18 protein-coding genes are annotated in these 20,225 nt (G+C 67.9%); 11 read left to right on the top strand and 7 right to left on the bottom strand.

Features of this window, described 5'->3' with window-relative positions; genetic code table 11:
• Positions 1-197 precede the first annotated feature (197 nt).
• On the bottom strand, positions 198-962 hold the full coding sequence (locus R0D99_RS04035; RefSeq protein WP_317750994.1) for a C40 family peptidase: 765 nt from the start codon (positions 960-962) through the stop codon (positions 198-200).
• On the opposite strand from R0D99_RS04035, the gene R0D99_RS04030 reads away from it, so the two are divergent.
• Positions 946-1,215, top strand: a complete 270-nt coding sequence (locus tag R0D99_RS04030; RefSeq protein ID WP_317751195.1) for a hypothetical protein — start codon at positions 946-948, stop codon at positions 1,213-1,215. The two genes, R0D99_RS04035 and R0D99_RS04030, sit on opposite strands and share 17 nt — an antisense overlap.
• Positions 1,216-1,293: 78 nt before the next feature.
• Positions 1,294-1,641 carry a YnfA family protein gene (locus tag R0D99_RS04025; protein WP_317750093.1) on the top strand — a complete coding sequence of 116 codons (348 nt, stop codon included), beginning with the start codon at positions 1,294-1,296 and terminating at the stop codon, positions 1,639-1,641.
• Positions 1,642-1,798: 157 nt separating this feature from the next.
• On the opposite strand, the gene R0D99_RS04020 is transcribed toward R0D99_RS04025, so the two are convergent.
• Together R0D99_RS04020 and R0D99_RS04015 are read right to left on the bottom strand one after the other, a co-directional pair.
• Positions 1,799-2,692, bottom strand: coding sequence for a pirin family protein (locus R0D99_RS04020; RefSeq protein ID WP_317750092.1), 894 nt, complete (start codon positions 2,690-2,692; stop codon positions 1,799-1,801).
• Between the two features lie 147 nt (positions 2,693-2,839).
• Positions 2,840-3,727 (bottom strand): pirin family protein, encoded by an 888-nt coding sequence (locus tag R0D99_RS04015; protein WP_317750090.1) that lies wholly within the window; start codon positions 3,725-3,727, stop codon positions 2,840-2,842.
• A gap of 266 nt (positions 3,728-3,993) precedes the next feature.
• On the opposite strand from R0D99_RS04015, the gene R0D99_RS04010 reads away from it, so the two are divergent.
• Complete coding sequence (locus R0D99_RS04010; protein WP_317750089.1) at positions 3,994-4,929, top strand: LysR substrate-binding domain-containing protein; 936 nt, start codon at positions 3,994-3,996, stop codon at positions 4,927-4,929.
• A gap of 22 nt (positions 4,930-4,951) precedes the next feature.
• On the opposite strand, the gene R0D99_RS04005 is transcribed toward R0D99_RS04010, so the two are convergent.
• The 3 genes from R0D99_RS04005 to ffh all read right to left on the bottom strand — a co-directional run bounded on the left by R0D99_RS04005 (position 4,952) and on the right by ffh (position 8,476).
• Complete coding sequence (locus tag R0D99_RS04005) at positions 4,952-6,154, bottom strand: ammonium transporter (RefSeq protein WP_317750088.1); 1,203 nt, start codon at positions 6,152-6,154, stop codon at positions 4,952-4,954.
• A gap of 157 nt (positions 6,155-6,311) precedes the next feature.
• Positions 6,312-6,776: a low molecular weight protein-tyrosine-phosphatase gene (locus tag R0D99_RS04000; RefSeq protein WP_317750993.1), complete on the bottom strand. Its 465-nt coding sequence runs from the start codon at positions 6,774-6,776 to the stop codon at positions 6,312-6,314.
• A gap of 269 nt (positions 6,777-7,045) precedes the next feature.
• Positions 7,046-8,476 carry a signal recognition particle protein gene (ffh, locus tag R0D99_RS03995; protein ID WP_317750087.1) on the bottom strand — a complete coding sequence of 477 codons (1,431 nt, stop codon included), beginning with the start codon at positions 8,474-8,476 and terminating at the stop codon, positions 7,046-7,048.
• A gap of 170 nt (positions 8,477-8,646) precedes the next feature.
• On the opposite strand from ffh, the gene R0D99_RS03990 reads away from it, so the two are divergent.
• The 8 genes from R0D99_RS03990 (at position 8,647) to R0D99_RS03955 (ending at position 19,120) form a co-directional block, all read left to right on the top strand.
• A complete protein-coding gene (locus R0D99_RS03990; protein ID WP_317750086.1) occupies positions 8,647-9,456 on the top strand; it encodes a cytochrome C assembly family protein in 810 nt (269 codons plus the stop codon).
• Positions 9,453-9,677, top strand: a complete 225-nt coding sequence (locus R0D99_RS03985; protein ID WP_317750085.1) for a PP0621 family protein — start codon at positions 9,453-9,455, stop codon at positions 9,675-9,677. The genes R0D99_RS03990 and R0D99_RS03985 overlap by 4 nt, the downstream gene beginning before the upstream one ends.
• A 313-nt stretch (positions 9,678-9,990) precedes the next feature.
• Positions 9,991-11,688 carry a PAS domain-containing sensor histidine kinase gene (locus tag R0D99_RS03980; protein ID WP_317750084.1) on the top strand — a complete coding sequence of 566 codons (1,698 nt, stop codon included), beginning with the start codon at positions 9,991-9,993 and terminating at the stop codon, positions 11,686-11,688.
• 42 nt (positions 11,689-11,730) lie between these two features.
• Positions 11,731-13,221 (top strand): sigma-54-dependent transcriptional regulator, encoded by a 1,491-nt coding sequence (locus R0D99_RS03975; RefSeq protein WP_416365986.1) that lies wholly within the window; start codon positions 11,731-11,733, stop codon positions 13,219-13,221.
• Positions 13,193-13,804 carry a 1,6-anhydro-N-acetylmuramyl-L-alanine amidase AmpD gene (ampD, locus tag R0D99_RS03970; protein ID WP_317750082.1) on the top strand — a complete coding sequence of 204 codons (612 nt, stop codon included), beginning with the start codon at positions 13,193-13,195 and terminating at the stop codon, positions 13,802-13,804. The genes R0D99_RS03975 and ampD overlap by 29 nt, the downstream gene beginning before the upstream one ends.
• 336 nt (positions 13,805-14,140) lie before the next feature.
• On the top strand, positions 14,141-17,056 hold the full coding sequence (locus R0D99_RS03965) for a ribonucleoside-diphosphate reductase subunit alpha (protein ID WP_317750081.1): 2,916 nt from the start codon (positions 14,141-14,143) through the stop codon (positions 17,054-17,056).
• A gap of 132 nt (positions 17,057-17,188) precedes the next feature.
• Entirely contained in the window at positions 17,189-18,385 is a 1,197-nt protein-coding gene (locus R0D99_RS03960) for a ribonucleotide-diphosphate reductase subunit beta (protein ID WP_317750080.1), read from the top strand.
• Positions 18,386-18,592: 207 nt separating this feature from the next.
• Positions 18,593-19,120, top strand: a complete 528-nt coding sequence (locus tag R0D99_RS03955; RefSeq protein WP_317750992.1) for a histone H1-like repetitive region-containing protein — start codon at positions 18,593-18,595, stop codon at positions 19,118-19,120.
• A 164-nt stretch (positions 19,121-19,284) separates the two neighbouring features.
• Here R0D99_RS03955 and R0D99_RS03950 read toward each other — a convergent pair whose 3' ends face one another.
• Positions 19,285-20,190, bottom strand: a complete 906-nt coding sequence (locus R0D99_RS03950) for a carbohydrate kinase family protein (protein ID WP_317750079.1) — start codon at positions 20,188-20,190, stop codon at positions 19,285-19,287.
• Between the last annotated feature and the right edge of the window lie 35 nt (positions 20,191-20,225).

Here is a 20,225-nt window from a genome sequence, read left to right as displayed (position 1 = left end):
CGGCCGACGCTAATGCACCGATTAGGCTGCGGCCCTGAGGGCAGCGGCCGGGCTGTAAGCCTGTCAAACGCCCTGCCCGCCCCACCCGCCCGGACTGGAAAGAACGGGCGGGTTATTTTTTGATAGCGGCTTGCGCTTGATGGGCCTGCGTTGTGGGGTGAAAGCGTTTGAACGTGTGCTGGAAAGAGCGCACGCAGCTATGGTTTTTGAAGTGCTTTGCCCTCACCCCCCGCCTTCGCGGGGGTAGGCTCTCTCCCAGAGGAAGAGGGCGTAAATGCCAAGGCCGAGCGCAGCGATGGCCCGTGTGCGGACTTGCCACCCCTCTGGCCGTGCCGAGAAGCGCAGGGCGTGGGGCGGGCGCGCAGCGCAGCATGCGCGCTTCGTGCTCTGACTCGCTGCGGATGTCTGAGCGCAGCGCGAAGCGCGAAGCGAGTTCCGCAGCGCCGCCCCGCGCCCGAGCATCGCAGGCTGCCCGCAGCGCAGCGAAGGGACACGGCCAGTGGGGCCGCCTTTCTTTTGCCTACTTTTCTTTGGCGGAGCAAAGAAAAGTAGGTCGCCCGCCGGGGCGAACTCCCGGCCGACAGCGCCTCCACCCCCACCCCCTCACCCCGCAAACACCGTCCGCCCCCCCCAAATACCGCGGCCCAAAATACCGCCCACTCACCGCGTCCTTGCGCACCGTCCCCCCCCGTCGAAGGCGCATGCACAAACTGCCCGCCTCCCACGTAAATCCCCATGTGCGAAAACGCCGCACCGCTGGTGTTGAAGAACACCAGATCGCCGCGCTGCAGCCGTGCCTCGTCCACCGGCAGCGTGGCCGCCGCCCACTGCGCCGTGCTGCGCGGCAGGCGCGCGCCCCGCGCGGCCACCTGGCCGAACACGTAGTGCACCAGCCCGCTGCAGTCGAAGCCGCCTTCGGGCGTATTGCCGCCATAGCGATAAGGCGTGTTGACCAGCAGCATGGCCTGCGCCACGCAGGCCTCGCGCGCCGCCGGGTCCAGCCCCAGCACCGCCTGCGTGGGCGGCACGGCGGGCGGTGGCGCGCGGCGCGCGACGACGGGTGGCACCGGCGCGCTAGCCCGCGATGCCGTGCGGCTGGCGCACCCGGCCAGCAGCGCCGCGCCGGCCAGGCTGGCCAGCCATTGGCGGCGCGTGGGCGGCAGGTGCGGGGTGCGGTCGGTTGAAAAATGGGGCATTTGGGTCTTGCTGCGCTGATGGCGCCAGCGTCTGCAGCTATTTTATGTATAGCATAGGGCATTGCCAACCCTGCTGCCCGTGCTTCGCGCCCACCCCATGACGCTGCCCTCTCACCCGCTGCCCACCGCCGCGCTGTTCGTGCTCACCGCCGTGATGGAAATCGTCGGCTGCTTCCTGCCCACGCTGTGGCTGCGCGGCCGCGCGGGCAGTTGGGTGCTGCTGCCGGCGGCGCTGGCGCTGGCCGCCTTCGTCGCGCTGCTGGCGCTGCACCCGACGGCGTCGGGGCGCGTGTATGCGGCCTATGGCGGCGTTTACGTCGCGACGGCAATCGCCTGGCTGTGGCTGGTCGATGGCGTGCGCCCCACGGCGTGGGACATGGCGGGCAGCGCCGTGGCCTTGACCGGCATGCTGATCATCGTGTGGGGCGGGCGCCAGGGCGGCTGATCTTCAAGCGATTCTGGGCTGCAGCGCTGGTCTGACAAGCGCATGCAGCTATCATTTTTGATACCTTAAAACGCAAGGATCACAAAAGCAGCGCAAAGGCCGCAGAAGAAAACCGGGGTTTTCTGCGCCTTTCGCGCCACCTCTGCGCGCTTTGCGTTCACGGGCTGTTGCCGCTTGCCCACGGCACCGGCGGCGCATCCAGCCTGGGGCCGTCAAAGCCCTTCACTTCGCCAAAGCGCGGGCTGTTTGCCTGCCAGTCGCGCTGGGCCTGCGTGATGTAGGGCTTGCCGTGGCCGACGAAATTCCACCAGATGGTGATGTCATCGGTGAACGGCTCGCCGCCGATCAGGATGGCGCGCGTACCGGCGGGCAGATCGAGCGCCAGCTCGGTGGCGCCGGGCGGCAGGTACAGCAGTTCGTCCTGCGCCAGTGCCTGGCCTTGCGCGGCGGCGGTGCCGGTGAGCGGCATCAGGCCGTATTCAAACGCCGGGTCGAGCGGCAGCGAGGCCTGCGCGCCCGCGGCCGAGAACAGGTCGGCGCCAACCAGCGGCGTATGCACCTGCGTCGGCGCGCGCCGGCCTTGCCATTCGCCCGCCAGCAGCACCACGTCGATGCCGTCGTGCTGCCAGCGCGGCAGATCGGGGTAGTGGTCGAAGCGCGGCGCCATGTCGGCCGCATGCGCGGGCAGCGCGATCCACAGCTGCGCGGCGTGCAGCCGGGTCTGGTTGGGCAGCGATTCCTCGGTGTGCGCGATGCCGTGGCCCGCGGTCATCAGGTTGACCTGACCGGGGCGGATGACCTGCTCGTGGCCCAGGCTGTCGCGGTGCAGCACCTCGCCTTCGAGCATCCAGGTGAAGGTCTGCAGCGCCGTGTGCGGGTGTGGCCCCACGCGAAGCCCCTGGCCGGGCGCAAAGTCCGCCGGCCCGGCGTGGTCCAGAAAACACCAGGCGCCGATGGTGCGCTTGAGCCGCGACGGCAGCGTGCGTGCCACGGGCGCACCACCGCCGATGTGGGCGGTGCGTGCGGGGATGCGCAGGGGTGATGGGGTCATGGCAGGCTCCGTCAGAATACTATCAAATCAATAGCTATGTGCGCTTTCTGGACAAACGCTGGCGGCCGGTTTGGCACCCCATCATCGCCGCGGCCGCGCGCCGTGACAAGGGCCGCGCATCGGGGTGCCGACGCGCGGCCCGCCGCATCAACCCATGCGGCCAAACCGGCCGCTGTTGAAGTCGTTGATCGCCTCGGCGATCTGCTGCTGGCTGTTCATCACGAACGGCCCGTAGCCAACCACCGGCTCGTCGATCGGCTCGCCCGCCAGCACCAGCAGCTTGGCGTTGCCGTTGGCCTCGACCGTCAGCCCCGTTCCCGCGGCCGACAGCGTGGCCATGTCGGCGGCGCGCAGCACGGTGTCGCCATTCAGCATCACCGTGCCGTCCAGCACCACGACGATGGTGCTCCAGCCTTCGGGCTGCGACAGATCGGCGGTCTGGCCGGCGGCGAGGCGCACGTCCCACACGTTCAGGGGCGTGTAGGTTTCGGCGGGCCCTTTCGCGTCACCGAAAGCGCCGGCGATCACCCGCACGCGGCCGGCGTCGCCCGGCAACGCCACCGATGGAATGCTCGAATCGGTGATGCCCTGGTAGTGCGCCGGGGTCATCTTGTCCTTGGCAGGCAGGTTGACCCACAGCTGCACCATCTCGAACGGGCCGCCGGTCTTGCTGAAGGCCTCGGATTGGAACTCCTCATGGATGATGCCGCCGCCGGCCGTCATCCACTGCACGTCGCCGGGGCCGATGACGCCGCCGGCACCGGTGCTGTCGCGGTGCTCCACCTCGCCGTCGTAGACGATGGTCACGGTCTCGAAGCCGCGGTGGGGGTGCTGCCCCACGCCGCGCCGATAGCCGGCGTTGGGCTCAAAGCGCGTCGGCGCGGCGTAGTCGAGCATCAGGAACGGGCTGCGCTCGGCCACGCCGGCGCCGCTGTAGCCGAACAGGCCGTGCACCGGAAAACCGTCGCCCACCCAGTGGCGGCCGGGCGCGCTGCGCGTGTCGAGGACTTTTTTTGCGGTGAGGACAGGGGTCATGTCGATAAGCTCTTCGTCAGTGCGCGGACCGAGCCGCGCCAAGTGGGGCGCCCACCGGATCGTCGGCGCATGATTGAATGGTATGGGCGCGGCAATCGGGTTTAAACAATTAAAAATCCACCATATCGTTCTAAATTCAGAACAATGAGCCGTCCGCAGGCAAAAGCCGCTGACGCAGCCCCAAAAAATCTTTTGGATTTTCTTTTGCGTCCTTCGCGAATCCTTTGCGTCCTTCGCGTCCGGCCGTTTTAAAGCCTCAAAGCCCCATGCAAGACCTGAACGCCCTCGCCTACTTCGCCCAGGTGGACGATCACGGCGGCTTTGCCGCGGCCGAGCGCGCCACCGGCATCCCCAAAAGCAAGCTGAGCCGCCGCGTGGCCGAGCTGGAATCGCAACTGGGCGTGCGGCTCATCCAGCGCACCACGCGGCGCTTTGCGCTGACCGAGATCGGCCAGCGCACGCTGCAGCACGCCCACGCCATGCTGGCCGAGGCCGCCGGCGTGCAGGCGCTGGTGCATGAACAGACCGCCGCACCGCGCGGCACCGTGCGCCTGTCGTGCCCGCCCGCGCTGCTGCAGCACGCCGTGGGCGACATGCTGGCGCGCTTTCTCAACGCCTGGCCGCAGGTCGACATCCGCGTGCAGGCCAGCAACCGCAACGTCGACGTGTGGCAGGACGGCGTGGACCTGGCGCTGCGCGTGCGCGCCCCCGGCGCCGCACTGCCGCAGGACGAGGTGGTCAAGGCGCTGGCGCTCAGCCCGCATGTGCTGGTGGCCGCGCCCCGCCTGCTGGCCAATGCGCCGCCGCCCGCCACGCCGGCCGACCTGGCGCGCCTGCCCACGCTGGCGCTGGGCAATTCACCCGACGAAACGCGCTGGCGCCTGAGCGGCCCCGAGGGCGCGCAGGCCGACGTGCCGCTGGCGCCGCGCCTGGTGGCCGACGACATGGGCGCGCTGCTGTGCGCCGCGCTGGCGGGCGTGGGCTGCGCCGCCCTGCCCCGGCTGATGGCGCATGGCCCGCTGGCGCGGGGCGAATTGCAGGAGCTGCTGCCCGGCTGGGCGCCGCCGCCCGGGCTGGTTCAGGCGGCCTTCGCCAGCCGGCAGGGCATGCGGCCGGCGCTGCGGCAGCTGCTGGACGCGCTGGCGGCCGGCTTCGACCAACTGGCGCGCGAGGGGCGCTGCCTGCGCGTGCCGGGCGGCTGAGCGCCGCGCCGGCGCCTCGGCGTCACCAGGTGACTTCGCGCTCCGGCATGGCGGTGATGCGGTGGATCGACAGGTCGGCGCCGTTGTACTCCTCTTCCTGCGACAGGCGCAGGCCAAACAGCTTCTTCAGCGTGCCGTACACCGCGAATCCGCCCAGCACCGCCCAGGCCACGCCCAGCACGGTGCCGATCAGCTGGGCGCCGAAGTTGACGCCGCCCAGGCCGCCCAACGCGTGCGTGCCGAAGATGCCGGCCGCCAGCCCGCCCCAGGTGCCGCACAGGCCGTGCAGCGGCCACACACCCAGCACGTCGTCAATGCGCCAGCGGTTCTGCACCAGCGTGAACATGGCCACGAACAGCGCGCCCGCGACCGCGCCGACCACGAATGCACCGATGGGGTGCATCAGGTCGGACCCGGCGCACACCGCCACCAGCCCGGCCAGCGGGCCGTTGTGCACGAAGCCGGGGTCGTTCTTGCCCAGCGCCAGCGCCGCCAGCGTGCCGCCGACCATGGCCATCAGCGAATTGACGGCGACCAGGCCCGATATCTTGTCCAGCGTCTGTGCGCTCATCACGTTGAAGCCGAACCAGCCCACCACCAGAATCCACGCGCCCAGCGCCAGGAAGGGGATGCTCGACGGCGGGTGCGCGCTGACGCCACCGTCCTTGCGGTAGCGGTTGTAGCGCGCGCCCAGCAACAGCACGGCGGGCAGCGCGATCCAGCCGCCCACGGCATGCACCACCACCGAGCCGGCGAAGTCGTGGAATTCCACCCCCGTCAGCGACTTGATCCACCCCTGCACGCCAAAGTGCTGGTTCCAGGCAATGCCCTCGAAGAACGGGTAGATGAAGCCCACCACGATGGCGGTGGCGATCAGCTGCGGCCAGAACTTGGCGCGCTCGGCGATGCCGCCCGAAATGATGGCCGGGATGGCGGCCGCAAAGGTCAGCAGGAAGAAGAACTTGACCAGCTCGTAGCCGTTCTTGGCGGCCAGCTGCTCGGCGCCAATGAAGAAGTGCGTGCCGTACGCCACGCCGTAGCCGACGACGAAATACACCACCGTCGACACCGAGAAATCCACCAGGATCTTGACCAGCGCATTGACCTGGTTCTTCTTGCGCACGGTGCCCAGTTCCAGAAAGGCAAAGCCGGCGTGCATGGCCAGCACCATGATCCCGCCGAGCAACACAAACAGCGCGTTCGCGCCCTGATTCAGTGCATCCATCGTGCAATCCCCGTCGTTGAGTGGCCGCCCGACCCGACGTGAATCACCATTTCGGTGCGTTTCGCGCCGGGGCGGTGCGATGCACTGGGGGAATGCAAGTTGCGCGCCAACGTGGTGACGCGCCCGGCGCCACACACGCCGAAGCGGTGCGCGGCCGTTAGGAGTGTCGGCCGGCCGCCGCCAGTTGCCGCAGCAAGCCGTCGCAGGCGTCCTCGACCAGGTCCAGCACGTGCTCGAAGCCGTCGGCGCCGCCGTAGTACGGGTCGGGCACTTCGTGGGCGCTGTGGCGGGTGCAGAAGTCGGTCAGGCGCCGCAGGCGGTGGCGCTGCGTGGGCGCGCACAGGCGGCGCGCGGCCTGCTCGTTGGCGTCGTCCATCACCAGCACCAGGTCGAAATCGTCGAAGTCCTGCCGCGTGAGCTGGCGCGCGCGCTGCGCGCTCAGGTCGACGCCGCGCCGCAGCGCATGCGCCTGCGAGCGCTCGTCGGGCGGACGGCCGACGTGGTAGTCGTGCGTGCCGGCCGAATCGACCTGGATGCGGTCGGCCAGCCCGGCGTCGGCCACCTTGCGTTCCAGCACGCCATGCGCCGTCGGACTGCGGCAGATGTTGCCCATGCACACCATCAGCACGCGCAGCGGGCGCGCGGGCGTGGCGGCGGGCAGGTCGAGGCTGGGCAAATGACGTCGATTGCTCATGATTTCATAGCTACTCGCGCTTGACAGTCAAGCGCTGCAGGCCGTTATGACCAAGAAATAACCGCCAGACGCAAAGATTCCGCAGAGGACGCAAAAGAATCCAAAACAACCTTTTTGGCTGTTCTTTTGCGTCCTCTGCGAATCCTTTGCGTCCTCTGCGTCCGGATCTCCGGCTGTGCCCGGCTGTTCGGCTGTTTTCAGAACGGCCGCTTCGGCCCGCCCGGCCCGCCAAAGCCCGGCGGCAGCGGCGGCATGGCGCCACCGCCGCCCAGCAGGCCGCCGAGGCCCTTCATGCCGCCCATCTTGCGCATCATCTTGGCCATGGCGCCGCCTTTGAACTGCTTCATCATGCCCTGCATCTGCTCGAATTCCTTCAGCAGGCGGTTGACTTCCTGCACCTGCACGCCGGCACCGGCGGCGATGCGGCGCTTGCGCGTGGCCTTCAGCAGTTCGGGCTTGCGGCGCTCCAGCGGCGTCATGCTGTTGATGATGCCTTCCTTGCGCTTGATGTCCTTCTCGGCACGCGCCAGGTCGGCGTCGGTCGCCTTGGCGGCCATCTGCGCGGGCAGCTTGTCCATCAGGCTGCCCAGGCCGCCCATCTGCTTCATCTGCTGCAATTGACCCAGGAAGTCCTGCAGGTCGAAGCCGCTGCCGCTCTTGACCTTTTCGGCCAGCTTCTTGGCCGCCTCGATGTCGACGTTGGCGGTGACCTGCTCGACCAGCGCCACCACGTCGCCCATGCCCAGGATGCGGCCCGCGTGGCGCTCAGCGTCGAACACTTCCAGGCCGTCGATCTTTTCGCTGACGCCGGCAAACTTGATCGGCGCGCCCGTCACCTGCCGCACCGACAGCGCCGCGCCGCCGCGCGAATCGCCGTCCATCTTGGTCAGCACGATGCCGGTCAGCGGCAGCGCGTCCTTGAACGCCTTGGCGGTGTTGGCGGCGTCCTGGCCTTGCATGGCGTCGACGACGAACAGCGTCTCGACCGGGTTCAGCGCGCCGTGCAGGGTCTTGATCTCCTGCATCAGCGCCTCGTCAATCGCCAGCCGGCCGGCGGTGTCGACGATCAGCACGTCGTAGAAATGCCGCTTGGCGTGGTCGAGCGCGGCGCGGGCGATGTCCAGCGGCTTCTGGTCGGGCGTGGACGGAAACCAGTCGGCCCCCGCCTGCGCGGTGACGGTTTTCAGCTGCTCGATGGCCGCCGGGCGGTACACGTCGCCTGACACCGTCAGCACCTTCTTCTTGCGCTTCTGGATCAGGTGGCGCGACAGCTTGGCGGTGGTCGTCGTCTTGCCCGAGCCCTGCAGACCGGCCATCAGGATGACGGCGGGCGGCTGCGCGGCCAGGTCCAGGTCGGCCACGCCCTCGCCCATGGTGGCGGCCAGTTCGCGGTTGACGATGCCGACCAGCGCCTGCCCCGGCTTCAGGCTGCCCAGCACCTCCTGGCCCATCGCCTTGTCCTTGACGCGCGCGATGAAGTCGCGCACCACGGGCAGCGCCACGTCGGCCTCAAGCAGCGCCATGCGCACCTCGCGCAGCATGTCCTGCACGTTGCTTTCGGTGATGCGCGCCTGTCCACTGATCTTCTTGACCAGGCTGGAGAGTTTGTCGGTGAGGGCAGTGGCCATATCAATAGTCCTGTGCGGCAGCGCGGCGCATCCAAGGGAACGAATCAGAAGGCCGCGGAGCAGGCCATTAGGGTGGCCGCCGCGGAGCGGGCTTGGCCCGGCCGCTGGCGGCGTCCCCCCTCCAGGGGGGAAGGCGCGACAGCGCCTCAGGGGGGGTAAACTCGATTTTTATGATTCTAGCCAGCACCTCCTCCGTCGGCCTGCTGCTGGGCATTGCGGCGGCGCTGGCCTACGCCGTGCCGGCGGTGGCGGCGGGCACGCTGGGCGACCTGGCGGCGCGGCGCGTGCTGCTGCTGGCGTGGGCGCTGCACGGGCTGCTGCTGGCATGGACGCTGTTTGGCGGCGAGCCGCGCTTCGGCTTCGCGCCCGCGCTGTCGATCACCGTGTGGCTGGTGCTGACGGCCTACGTGGTGGAAAGCCAGCTGTATCCCCGCCTGCGCGCGCGCTGGACGCTGGCCGGCTTCGGCACCCTCGCCATCGTGCTGGCACTGCTGTTTCCGGGCGGGCACCTGCCGCCCACGTCGTCGCCGCTGCTGCCGCTGCATTGGGCGCTGGGCATTTCGGCGTATGGGCTGTTTGCGGCCGCGGTGGCGCATGGCTGGCTCATGACGCGCGCCGAAGCGCAGATGCGTCAGGTTTCGCCGGTGGCCGAAGGCGGCGTGCCGCTGCTGACGCTGGAACGGCTGATGTTCCGCTTCGTCGGCGCCGGCTTCGTGCTGCTGACGCTGACCATGCTGGCCGGCGTGCTGTTTGGCGAGCACCTGTACGGCGCCGACTACACCGGCTGGCGCTGGGACCACAAGCGCATCTTCACGCTGCTGTCGTGGATCACCTTCGCGCTGCTGCTGCTGGGTCGCTCGCAGTTCGGCTGGCGCGGCCGGCGCGCCGTGCGCGTGCTGTACACGGGCGCGGCGCTGCTGCTGCTGGGCTACGCGGGCTCGCGCTTCGTGCTGGAAGTGCTGCTGGGCCGCACGCCATGAAGCTGCTGGTCTTGCTGCTGGTGCTGCTGGCGGGTGTCTGGCTGTGGAAGCGCGGGCGCCGGCTGTCGCAGAAGGCCCCGCCGCCGCGCGGCGAACGCGCCGCCTTGCCCATGGTGCGCTGCCAGCAATGCGGCATGCACGTGCCGGGCCATGAAGCCGTGGCCGGCCGCCTGGGCAGCTACTGCTCGGCCGAGCATCGCCGCGACGGCGAAGGCGCCTAGGGCCTGTTCACGCTATTTTTAGCCATGCGTTGCGAGTCAAAAAGGCCACTCGCCAAGGCGCCAGCCGCCGCCAAGGTAGGTACCTTGGCAAGGATGGCAACGCCGGCGATGGCCTTTTTGATCGCAACCCGGAGGGAACATGCTTGAAAAACCGCCACTCGTCGTTGCGCGCCTAGCGCAGACGCCCGGTCTGGGCGTCGTCGCGCGCCTAGATTGGCGCTTTTTCAAGCATGTTCGCATTGCTAAAAATAGCGTGAACAGGCCCTAGATGCCGCCGCTACCAAGGTCGCCGCTGCCTTTGCGTTTCGACCCCATGCCAGCCAGCCGTTTCCCGCCGTCGCCCACCTCGCTTAGCTCCGCTGCCGAACAGGACGCGGCGGGCGGCTTCGCGCGCCTGTGGACGACGTTCATGGCGGCGCGGGTGTTCATCGCGCTGGCCCTGCTGTTGCTGCACCTGGGGCTGTATCTGGCCGGGCGCGCGCCGCCGCCCCTCGTTCTGGGCAGTTGCGTGGCCTACCTGGCCGCCACCATTGCGGTGCAGGCCAAGGCCCGCCCGCGCGGGCCGGGCAGCGCGTTCGATGCGCTGTGGCTGCCCACGGTGGGGGTGGACCTGTGCTTCTTTGCCCTGCTGCAGCTGACGCCGGGCACGGCCGCCATCAACTACACGCCGTTGCTGGTGCTGCCGGTGCTGATGGCGGCGGCGCTTGGCTCGCGCACGCTCGCGCTGGGCACCGCGGCGATGGTGGCGCTGCTGCTGCTGGGGCACGCGGCGTGGACGGTGCATGCCGACGCTTGGCTCAACACCGCCGATCTGCCGCAGGCGGGTTTGACAGGCGCGGGCCTGCTGGCGCTGGCGCTGCTGACCCACCAGATGGCCGCACGCCTGGCGCGCGAGGAGGTCATCGCACGCCGCAACCAGGTCGAAGCGCAGGTGCAGGCGCTGGTCAACGACCTGGTGGTCGAATCGCTGCCCGACGGCGTGCTGGTGGTGGACTCGACCTTCATGGTGCGCACGGCCAACCCGGCGGCGCGCGTGCTGCTCGGCTCCGACCAGGAAGTGACACCGCACTTCTTCAGCCTGCACGACGATCCGGCGTGGGAACAGCTCACCGCCATTGCGCGGCAGACCTTTGCCGACGCGCCCGTCGACGCCACCGACATCGTGCTGCACCACGACGACCGCCAGAGCAGCCGGCTGCGCGTGCGCACGCAGCGCACGCCCTCCATCGACGACAGCGGCGTGAGCCTGTGCGTGATGTTCCTGCAGGACCTGCGTGAAATGGAGGCACGGCTGCGCACCGAGAAGCTGGCCTCGATGGGCCGCATGTCGGCCGCGGTGGCGCACGAAATCCGCAACCCGCTGGCCGCCATCAGCCAGGCCAACGCCTTGCTGGACGAAGACCTGAGCCAGCCCGCGCAGCGTCGTCTGACGGCCATGGTGCGGCAGAACGCCGAGCGGCTGCAGCACATCGTCGAAGACGTGCTGGACGTGGCGCGCGCCCAGGGCACGGGCGATGCCACGCAGTGGCATGCGATGGCGCTGGACGACGAGGTCGGCGTGTGCTGTGACGAATGGCGCCAGCAGCACGCCGTGGGCGAGCGCATGCGCGTGGAGCTGCATGCCACCGGCGTGCACGTGCAGTTTGCCCCCGCGCACCTGCGCCGGGTACTGGTCAACCTGCTGGACAACGCGGCGCGCTACGCATCGCAGCGCCCCGGCGCGATCCAGGTGGCCAGCTATGCGGTGCGGCACGGCCCGGTGATGCTGATGGTGTGGAGCGACGGCGCCGCCATGGAACCCGCCGTGCGCCGCCACCTGTTCGAGCCCTTCTTCTCGTCCGAAAGCCGATCCAGCGGCCTGGGCCTGTTCATCAGCCGCGAGCTGTGCGAACGCCACGGCGCCACCATCTCGCACGAGCGCACATCGCGCGACCAGGGCGGGCAACTGGTGGAAGGCAACGAATTCTTCATCGGCCTGCGGCGCGCGCACGCGGGACACTCCACGGTTTGATCTGGGTCTGAAAGACAATTCGCTCCCATGAATGCTTCAGCGATGGCACCCGAGGCCGCCCGCCTGCTGGTGGTGGACGACGAACCGGATCTGCGCACCCTGTACGAACTGACCCTGCTGCGCGAGGGCCACCAGGTCGAGGCCGCGGGATCGCTGACCGAGGCGCGCGCGCTGCTGCAGGCCCAGGCCTACGACGTGGTGATCACCGACATGCGTCTGCCCGACGGGCTGGGGCTGGAACTGCTGCGCGAGATGGCGGCCGCGCAGCGGCGTGAGCGCTGCATCATGATCACCGCCTACGGCTCGGCCGAGAACGCGGTGGAGGCGCTGAAGTGCGGCGCGTTCGACTACCTGACCAAGCCGGTCGACCTCAAGCAGTTCCGGTCGGTCGTGCAGTCCGCACTGAATTCGCCCCAACCGCCCCACGCCGCGTTCAGGGCGCAGGCCGCGGCAGAGCCCCCGGCGGCGCCTGCCGCCGCTGCGGATGCCGCCCCCGCACCCTCCCCAGTGCTGGCGCGCATGGTGGGCGATTCCGCCGCCATGCGTGCGGTCAAGCACCGCATCACCAAGGTGGCGCGCAGCATGGCGCCGGTGCTGGTACGGGGTGAATCCGGCACCGGCAAGGAATTGGTCGCGCAGGCCATCCATGGCTGCAGCCACCGCGGCGGCGGGCCGTTCGTGCCGGTCAACTGCGGCGCGATCCCCGAGAACTTGCTGGAAGCCGAATTCTTCGGCGCGCGCAAGGGCTCGTACACCGGCGCCGTGGCCGACCGCGAAGGCTTTTTTCAGGCGGCGCGCGGCGGCACGCTGTTTCTGGACGAGATCGGCGACCTGCCGCTGCAGATGCAGGCCAAGCTGCTGCGCGCCATTCAGGAGCGGCGCGTGCGCCCGCTGGGCGAAACGCAGGAAGAAGCGGTGGACGTGCGCGTGGTCAGCGCCACGCACAAGGACCTGGCCGCCGAAGTGCAGGCCGGGCGCTTCCGGCAGGACTTGTATTACCGCCTGAACGTGATCGAGATCGTGGTGCCGCCGCTGCGCGAACGGCGCGAAGACCTGCCCGCGCTGTGCGACACGCTGCTGGCGCGCATCGGCGCCGACGCCGGCCTGCCGGTGCCGCGCCTGACGGCCGCGCAGCTCGACGAAATTCTGCAGGCGCCGCTGGAAGGCAACGTGCGTGAGCTGGAGAACCTGCTGCACCGCGCGGTAGCGCTAGGCGATGCCGGAGATTCGGTATTCGACGAGCCGCCAGCGCCCATCCAGGGCGCGTATTCAGCTATCGAATTGGAAGCAAACGCGACGCCGCCGTTGCCCGCGCCGACGGCCGACGATGCCGTGCCGCTGCCCGCCAACCTGGAAACCTGGCTGGACGCGCAGGAGCGCGCTGTGCTGGTGCGCGCGCTGGCCGAGACCGGCTTCAACCGAACCGCCGCCGCCGCCCGTCTGGGGCTGAACCTGCGGCAGATGCGCTACCGCATGTCGCGCCTGGGCATCACCGCGCCCCACCATGACGAATCCAACGGCGATGCCGGTTGAGCGCGCGGCCGCCAACGACTGGGACGGGGGCTGGTACGCCCCCGCCCGGCGCCTGCCCTCGCCCAACTTCGGCCCGCGCCCGCCCGGCGCGCAGGTCGAACTGATCGTCGTGCATTCCATCAGCCTGCCGCCAGGCGAATTCGGCGGCGACCACGTACAGGCGCTGTTCACCAACGCGCTGGACTGGGACGCCCATCCCTACTTCCAGGAGATCCGGGGGCTGGAGGTGTCGGCGCACTTCTACGTCACGCGCGACGGCGGCCTGTGGCAGTTCGTCAGCGTGGACGACCGCGCCTGGCATGCGGGCGCGTCCAGCTTCTGCGGGCGCGACAACTGCAACGACTATTCGGTCGGCATCGAACTGGAAGGGCTGGAAGGCGGCCTGTTCGAGTCCGCGCAGTACGACACGCTGTGCCGGCTGTCGCAGGCGCTGCGCGCACGCTATCCCATCAGCGCCATCGCCGGCCACGAGCACGTGGCGCCGGGCCGCAAGCAGGACCCTGGCGACGGGTTCGACTGGCACCGGCTGCAGCGCAGCCTGGGCTGGCCCGCGCACTGCTTCGCCCCCGGCGCACTGGGCTGAGCGGCCGCGCCGCGCGCGGCGCCAGACCAGAACTGCTTGCCACAACCTCCGCATCCACGCGGCCTTCGGCCGTGAATGCGGCTGCGGGCCGCATGCTGCCTGGGTGCCCGTTTCTGGCAGGCGGGCCTTCGTGATGAACGAACCAGACCTCGCTGTAGACGTGCCGTCGACAAAACGCGCGTTTTTGCCAAAAGCACAACATTTAGTGGCTTGAACTCACGCCGAACACTAGATATAGTGTCCCCGGGGTCAGCTTCGCTCACTCAATAAAAGCACAAGAGCGCCTCGTAACGCTGAGACATCCCCGTCCCGACAACTGTTTACCGAGAGGACTTCATGCAGACACCGCATGTCATCACGCCTGCGTTCGACACGCCGGCCACCCCGCTGCGCGCCGATGCCGCCCAGCCACTGATGTCGGCCAGCCACACGCTGTCGCACTACCAGATCATGCGCCGCAACGGCGCCGTGGTGTCCTTCGAGCCGAGCAAGATCGCCGTGGCCATGATGAAAGCCTTCCTGGCCGTGCATGGCACGCAGGGCGCGGCCTCGGCCAGCGTGCGCGAGGTGGTCGACGGCCTGACGCAGGCCGTGGTGCGCGCGCTGATGCGCTCGCGCCCAGGCGGCGGCACCTTTCACATCGAAGACGTGCAGGACCAGGTCGAGCTGGGCCTGATGCGCAGCGGCCATCACGAGGTGGCGCGCGCCTACGTGCTGTACCGCGAGCGTCGCGCGCAGGAGCGCGCGCAGCAGAAGACCGAAGCCGCGCCGGTCGCGCCCGTCCTTCACGTGCTAGAAAAAGGAGAGCGCGTTGCGCTGGACCAGCAAGCGCTGGAAGCACTTTTTGCCCAGGCCTGCGCCAACCTGGACGCCGAGGTTCGCCCCGAGCCGATCCTGGCCGAGACGCTGCGCAACCTGTACGACGGCGTGCCGGTGGACGAGGTGTACAAGGCCGCCATCCTGGCCGCGCGCACGCTGATCGAAAAAGAGCCCGACTACACCTACGTCACGGCGCGGCTGCTGCTGCACACCATCGCCAAGGAAATCCTGGGCGAGACGGTGAGCCTGCCGCAACTGGCCGACCGCTACGCGGACTATTTCCCGCAGTTCATCAAGAAGGGTGTTGACAACGAACTGCTGGACGAGCGCCTGCTGCAGTTCGACCTGGCCCGCCTGGGTGCGGCGCTGAAGCCTGAGCGAGACCTGCAGTTTGACTACCTGGGCCTGCAGACGCTGTACGACCGCTACTTCCTGCACGTGCGCAAGACGCGCATTGAGCTGCCGCAAGTCTTTTTCATGCGCGTGGCCATGGGCCTGGCGCTGAACGAGATCGACCGCGAGGCGCGCGCCATCGAGTTCTATGAAGTGCTGTCGTCGTTCGACTTCATGAGCAGCACGCCCACGCTGTTCAACAGCGGCACGCTGCGCTCGCAGCTGTCGAGCTGCTACCTGACCACGGTGCCGGACGACCTGGACGGCATCTACGAGTCGATCAAGGAAAACGCCCTGCTGTCCAAGTTTGCCGGCGGCCTGGGCAACGACTGGACGCGCGTGCGCGCCCTGGGCAGCCACATCAAGGGCACCAACGGCGAATCGCAGGGCGTGGTGCCGTTCCTGAAGGTGGTCAATGACACCGCTGTCGCCGTCAACCAGGGCGGCAAGCGCAAGGGCGCGGTCTGCACCTATCTGGAAACCTGGCACCTCGACATTGAGGAGTTTCTGGAGCTGCGCAAGAACACCGGCGACGACCGCCGCCGCACGCACGACATGAACACGGCCAACTGGATTCCTGACCTGTTCATGCGCCGCGTGATGGAAAAGGGCACCTGGACGCTGTTCTCGCCCAGCGAAGTGCCCGATCTGCACGATAGGTTCGGCGCCGACTTCGAGCGCGCCTATGTGGCCTACGAAGAGAAGGCCGCGCGCGGCGAGATCCAGCCCAGCAAGACGCTGCCCGCCATCGACCTGTGGCGCAAGATGCTTTCGATGCTGTTCGAGACCGGCCACCCCTGGATCACCTTCAAGGACGCCTGCAACGTGCGCAGCCCGCAGCAGCACGCCGGCGTGGTGCACTCCAGCAACCTGTGCACCGAGATCACGCTCAACACCAGCGACACCGAGACCGCCGTCTGCAACCTCGGCTCGGTCAACCTGCTGCAGCACCTGAAGGACGGCGGCGTGGACCACGACAAGCTGCGGCGCACGGTCGCCACCGCCATGCGCATGCTCGACAACGTGATCGACATCAACTACTACGCGGTCAAGAAGGCGCGCGACTCCAACCTGCGCCACCGGCCGGTGGGGCTGGGGGTGATGGGCTTTCAGGACGCGCTGTACGCGCTGCGCATCCCCTATGCGTCCGAACAGGCGGTGCAGTTCGCCGACGAGTCGATGGAAGCCGTGTGCTACCACGCCTACTGGGCCAGCACCGACCTGGCGGCCGAGCGCGGGCGCTATTCCAGCTACAAAGGCTCGCTGTGGGACCAGGGCGTGCTGCCGCTGGACACGCTGGACCTGCTGCAGCAGGCGCGCGGCGGCTATGTCGAAGTCGACCGCAGCAGCACGCTGGACTGGGATGCGCTGCGCCGCAAGATCGCGCAGGACGGCATGCGCAACAGCAACTGCGTCGCCATTGCGCCCACGGCCACCATCAGCAACATCATCGGCGTCGATGCGTCGATCGAGCCCTGCTTCGGCAACCTGTCGGTCAAGAGCAACCTGTCGGGCGAATTCACCATCATCAACCACTACCTGGTGAAGGACCTGAAGCGCCTGGGCCTGTGGGACGACGTGATGGTGATGGACCTCAAGCACTTCGACGGCTCGCTGCGCCCCATCGACCGCGTGCCGCCCGACATCAAGCAGCTGTACGCCACGGCGTTCGAGGTCGAGCCTCAGTGGCTGGTCGACGCCGCCGCGCGCCGCCAGAAGTGGATCGACCAGGCGCAGAGCCTGAACATCTACATGGCCGGCGCCAGCGGCAAGAAGCTCGACGACACCTACAAGCTGGCGTGGGTGCGTGGCCTGAAGACCACGTACTACCTGCGCACCACCAGCGCCACGCACGCCGAGAAATCCACCGTGCAGTCGGGCCGCCTGAACGCCGTGCCCTCGGGCGACGAATCGGGTGGCGCGCGCATGAGCGCACTCGATGCCGCCGCGGCTGCCGCGCAAGCGCAGGGGGCGCTCGAGCCTGCCACCGACATCAAGTTCTGCGCCATCGACGATCCGGGCTGCGAAGCCTGCCAGTGATCGAAACCACCCGACAAGGCGCGCGACATCACACGCATGCGATGCCTTGTCGCAACACAAATCGAGCAACGATGTGAACGAACACTTTGCATTTCATAGCGTTGCTCCCATAATCGGAGCATTGGAAAAACCATGTTGACTTGGGACGACGACGCCACCCCTCACGTGCTGCAGCCACGACTGCAGCCGGTGTCCGATCCGGCCGCCGCTGTGCGCGAGCTGGCTTCCTTCCAGCCGGCAGCCACCGTGATGCCCGCCACGGCATCGCCGGCCGCAGCAGCGCCGGGCAACAACGCCGCCAACGCCAGCCATCGCCGCGTCAACGCGGCAGACAAGCGCATCATCAACGGCCACACCGACGTCAACCAGCTGGTGCCGTTCAAGTACAAGTGGGCCTGGGAAAAATACCTGGCCACCTGCGCCAACCACTGGATGCCGCAGGAAGTGAACATGAACCGCGACATCGCGCTGTGGAAGTCGCCCACCGGCCTGACCGAGGACGAGCGCCGCATCGTCAAGCGCAACCTGGGCTTCTTCGTCACCGCCGATTCGCTGGCGGCCAACAACATCGTGCTGGGCACCTACCGGCACATCACGGCGCCCGAGTGCCGCCAGTTCCTGCTGCGCCAGGCGTTTGAAGAAGCCATCCACACCCACGCCTACCAGTACATCGTCGAATCGCTGGGGCTGGACGAGGCCGAGATCTTCAACGCCTACCACGAGGTGCAATCGATCCGCGACAAGGACGAGTTCCTGATCCCGTTCATCGACGCGATCATGGACCCGAACTTCCACACCGGCACGCCCGAAGCCGACCAGCTGCTGCTTAAGAGCCTGATCGTCTTCGCCTGCCTGATGGAGGGCCTGTTCTTCTACGTTGGCTTCACGCAGATCCTGGCGCTGGGTCGGCAGAACAAGATGACCGGCGCGGCCGAGCAGTACCAGTACATCCTGCGCGACGAGTCGATGCACTGCAACTTCGGCATCGACCTCATCAACCAGATCAAGCTCGAGAACCCCCACCTGTGGACGCCGGCGTTCAAAGCCGAGATCAAGGCGCTGTTCGAAAGAGCCGTCGAGCTGGAATACCGCTACGCCGAAGACACCATGCCGCGCGGCGTGCTCGGCATGAACGCGTCCATGTTCAAGGGCTACCTGCGCTACATCGCCAACCGGCGCGCGACGCAGATCGGGCTGGAGGCGCTTTTCCCCAACGAGGAAAACCCCTTCCCCTGGATGAGCGAAATGATCGACCTGAAGAAGGAGCGCAACTTCTTCGAAACCCGCGTCATCGAGTACCAGACCGGTGGCGCCCTGTCCTGGGACTGACTGACGCCAGCCATGCCCCTGATGAATCCGCAACCCAGCCTGAATGCCGCGCCGGCAGGCTGCGTTGCTCCCGTGTTCATGGTGATGGCCCCAGGAGTCTGCGCGGCAGATGCGTGGCGCCAGTGCCATGAATCGCTTTGCGTGTCCAACAGACGTGAAGCGTTTCCTGCTGTTGATAGGTAATTCAACTTGATCAAGGAGAAAAAAATGGCAACTGCAAAGAAAGCCCCGGCCAAGAAGGCCGCTGCGAAGAAAGCGCCGGCGAAGAAAGCGGCCGCAAAGAAGGCCCCGGCCGCCAAGAAAGCCGTCGCCAAGAAGGCCCCCGCTGCTGCTAAAAAAGCGGTAGCCAAGAAGGCACCGGCGGCCAAGAAGGCCGTAGCGAAGAAGGCACCCGCCGCCAAGAAAGTGGCCGCCAAGAAAGCCGTAGCGAAGAAGGCCCCGGCAGCGAAAAAAGCCGTCGCCAAGAAGGCCCCCGTCGCCAAAAAGGCCGTAGCCAAGAAGGCACCGGCCGCCAAGAAAGCGGTCGCCAAGAAGGCACCGGCCGCCAAGAAAGCGCCCGCAGCCAAAAAGGCCGTAGCCAAGAAAGCCCCGGCCGCCAAGAAAGCCCCGGCGGCCAAAAAGGCCCCTGCCAAGAAGGCGGCGACCAAGAAGCCCGCTGCCCCCAAGAAGCCGGCAGCGCAAACCACGCTGAACCCTCAGGCAGCGTGGCCGTTCCCGACGGCTTCCAAGCCCTGATCGGCTGACACGGTCATCCACCGCGCGCTTCGGCGCCGGTGGAATCCCGTCAAGAGCCCGCCACGAGCGATCGTGTGCGGGCTTTCTTCATGGCTCGCCGCGGCACAAGGCGTCCTTCTTCTCAAGCGCTGTCCTGCCATGCTGCGCTTGGTGACGCCGCGTCGTCAAGCCTGCGCCAGCACCGTCGCGTCCACCTGGTAATTCTGCGGACCGCGGCTGGCGATCTTGAGTGCGCCGAGCTGGTTGCCGAGCATGGCGCAACGCGCCAGCGGCCAGCCTTGCTCCAGCCCATGCAGCAGCGCGCCGCGCCAGGCGTCGCCACAGCCGGTGGGGTCGACCACGGCGGCCGGCTGTACCGCGGGCACATGGGTTTTGACGCCCGCCTCCCAGATGTCGCAACCATCGCCGCCCAGCGTCACTACCAGGCCTTTCACGCGCCGCGACAGATCATGAAGTTCAACGCCCATGCGGTCGCAGAGCATGCGGCCTTCGTAGTCGTTCACCGTGACCCAGGTCGCCAGGTCGACGAAGTGCGACAGTTCGGCGCCTCCGAACATCGGCAGGCCCTGGCCCGGGTCGAACACGAAGGGAATGCCGGCGGCATGAAACTGCTCGGCGTGCTGCAGCATGGCGTCGCGCCCGTCGGGCGAGATGATGCCCAGCTTCACGTCGGGCCGGGCCTCGATGCGGGTGAGATGCGCCTGCATCATGGCGCCGGGGTGAAAAGCCGTGATCTGGTTGTTGTCGCGATCGGTCATGATCATGGCCTGCGCGGTGTACGTGCCCTCGATCTGGCGCACGAAATCGGTACCGATGCCCAGCGCGCGCAGCCGCTCAAGGTAGTCCGCGCCGTCGTTGCCCAGGGTCGCCACCGGCAGCGGCACGCCGCCCAACTGGCGCATGGCGTAGGCAATGTTGCCGGCACAGCCGCCAAAGTCGCGCCGCAGGCCCGGCACCAGGAACGAGACGTTCAGGATATGCAGCTGGTCGGGCAGGATCTGCTCGGCAAAGCGCCCCTCGAAAGTCATGATGGTGTCGAACGCGAGCGAGCCGCAGATCAGTGTCGCCATGGTGTGTGCTCTTGCAATGAAAAAGAATATGCGAC

This window comes from Ottowia sp. SB7-C50 (assembly GCF_033110285.1).
Lineage (GTDB): Bacteria > Pseudomonadota > Gammaproteobacteria > Burkholderiales > Burkholderiaceae_C > Ottowia.
Note: the sequence above shows the minus strand (reverse complement) of the source record. Positions and strands in the feature narration are given on the sequence as shown.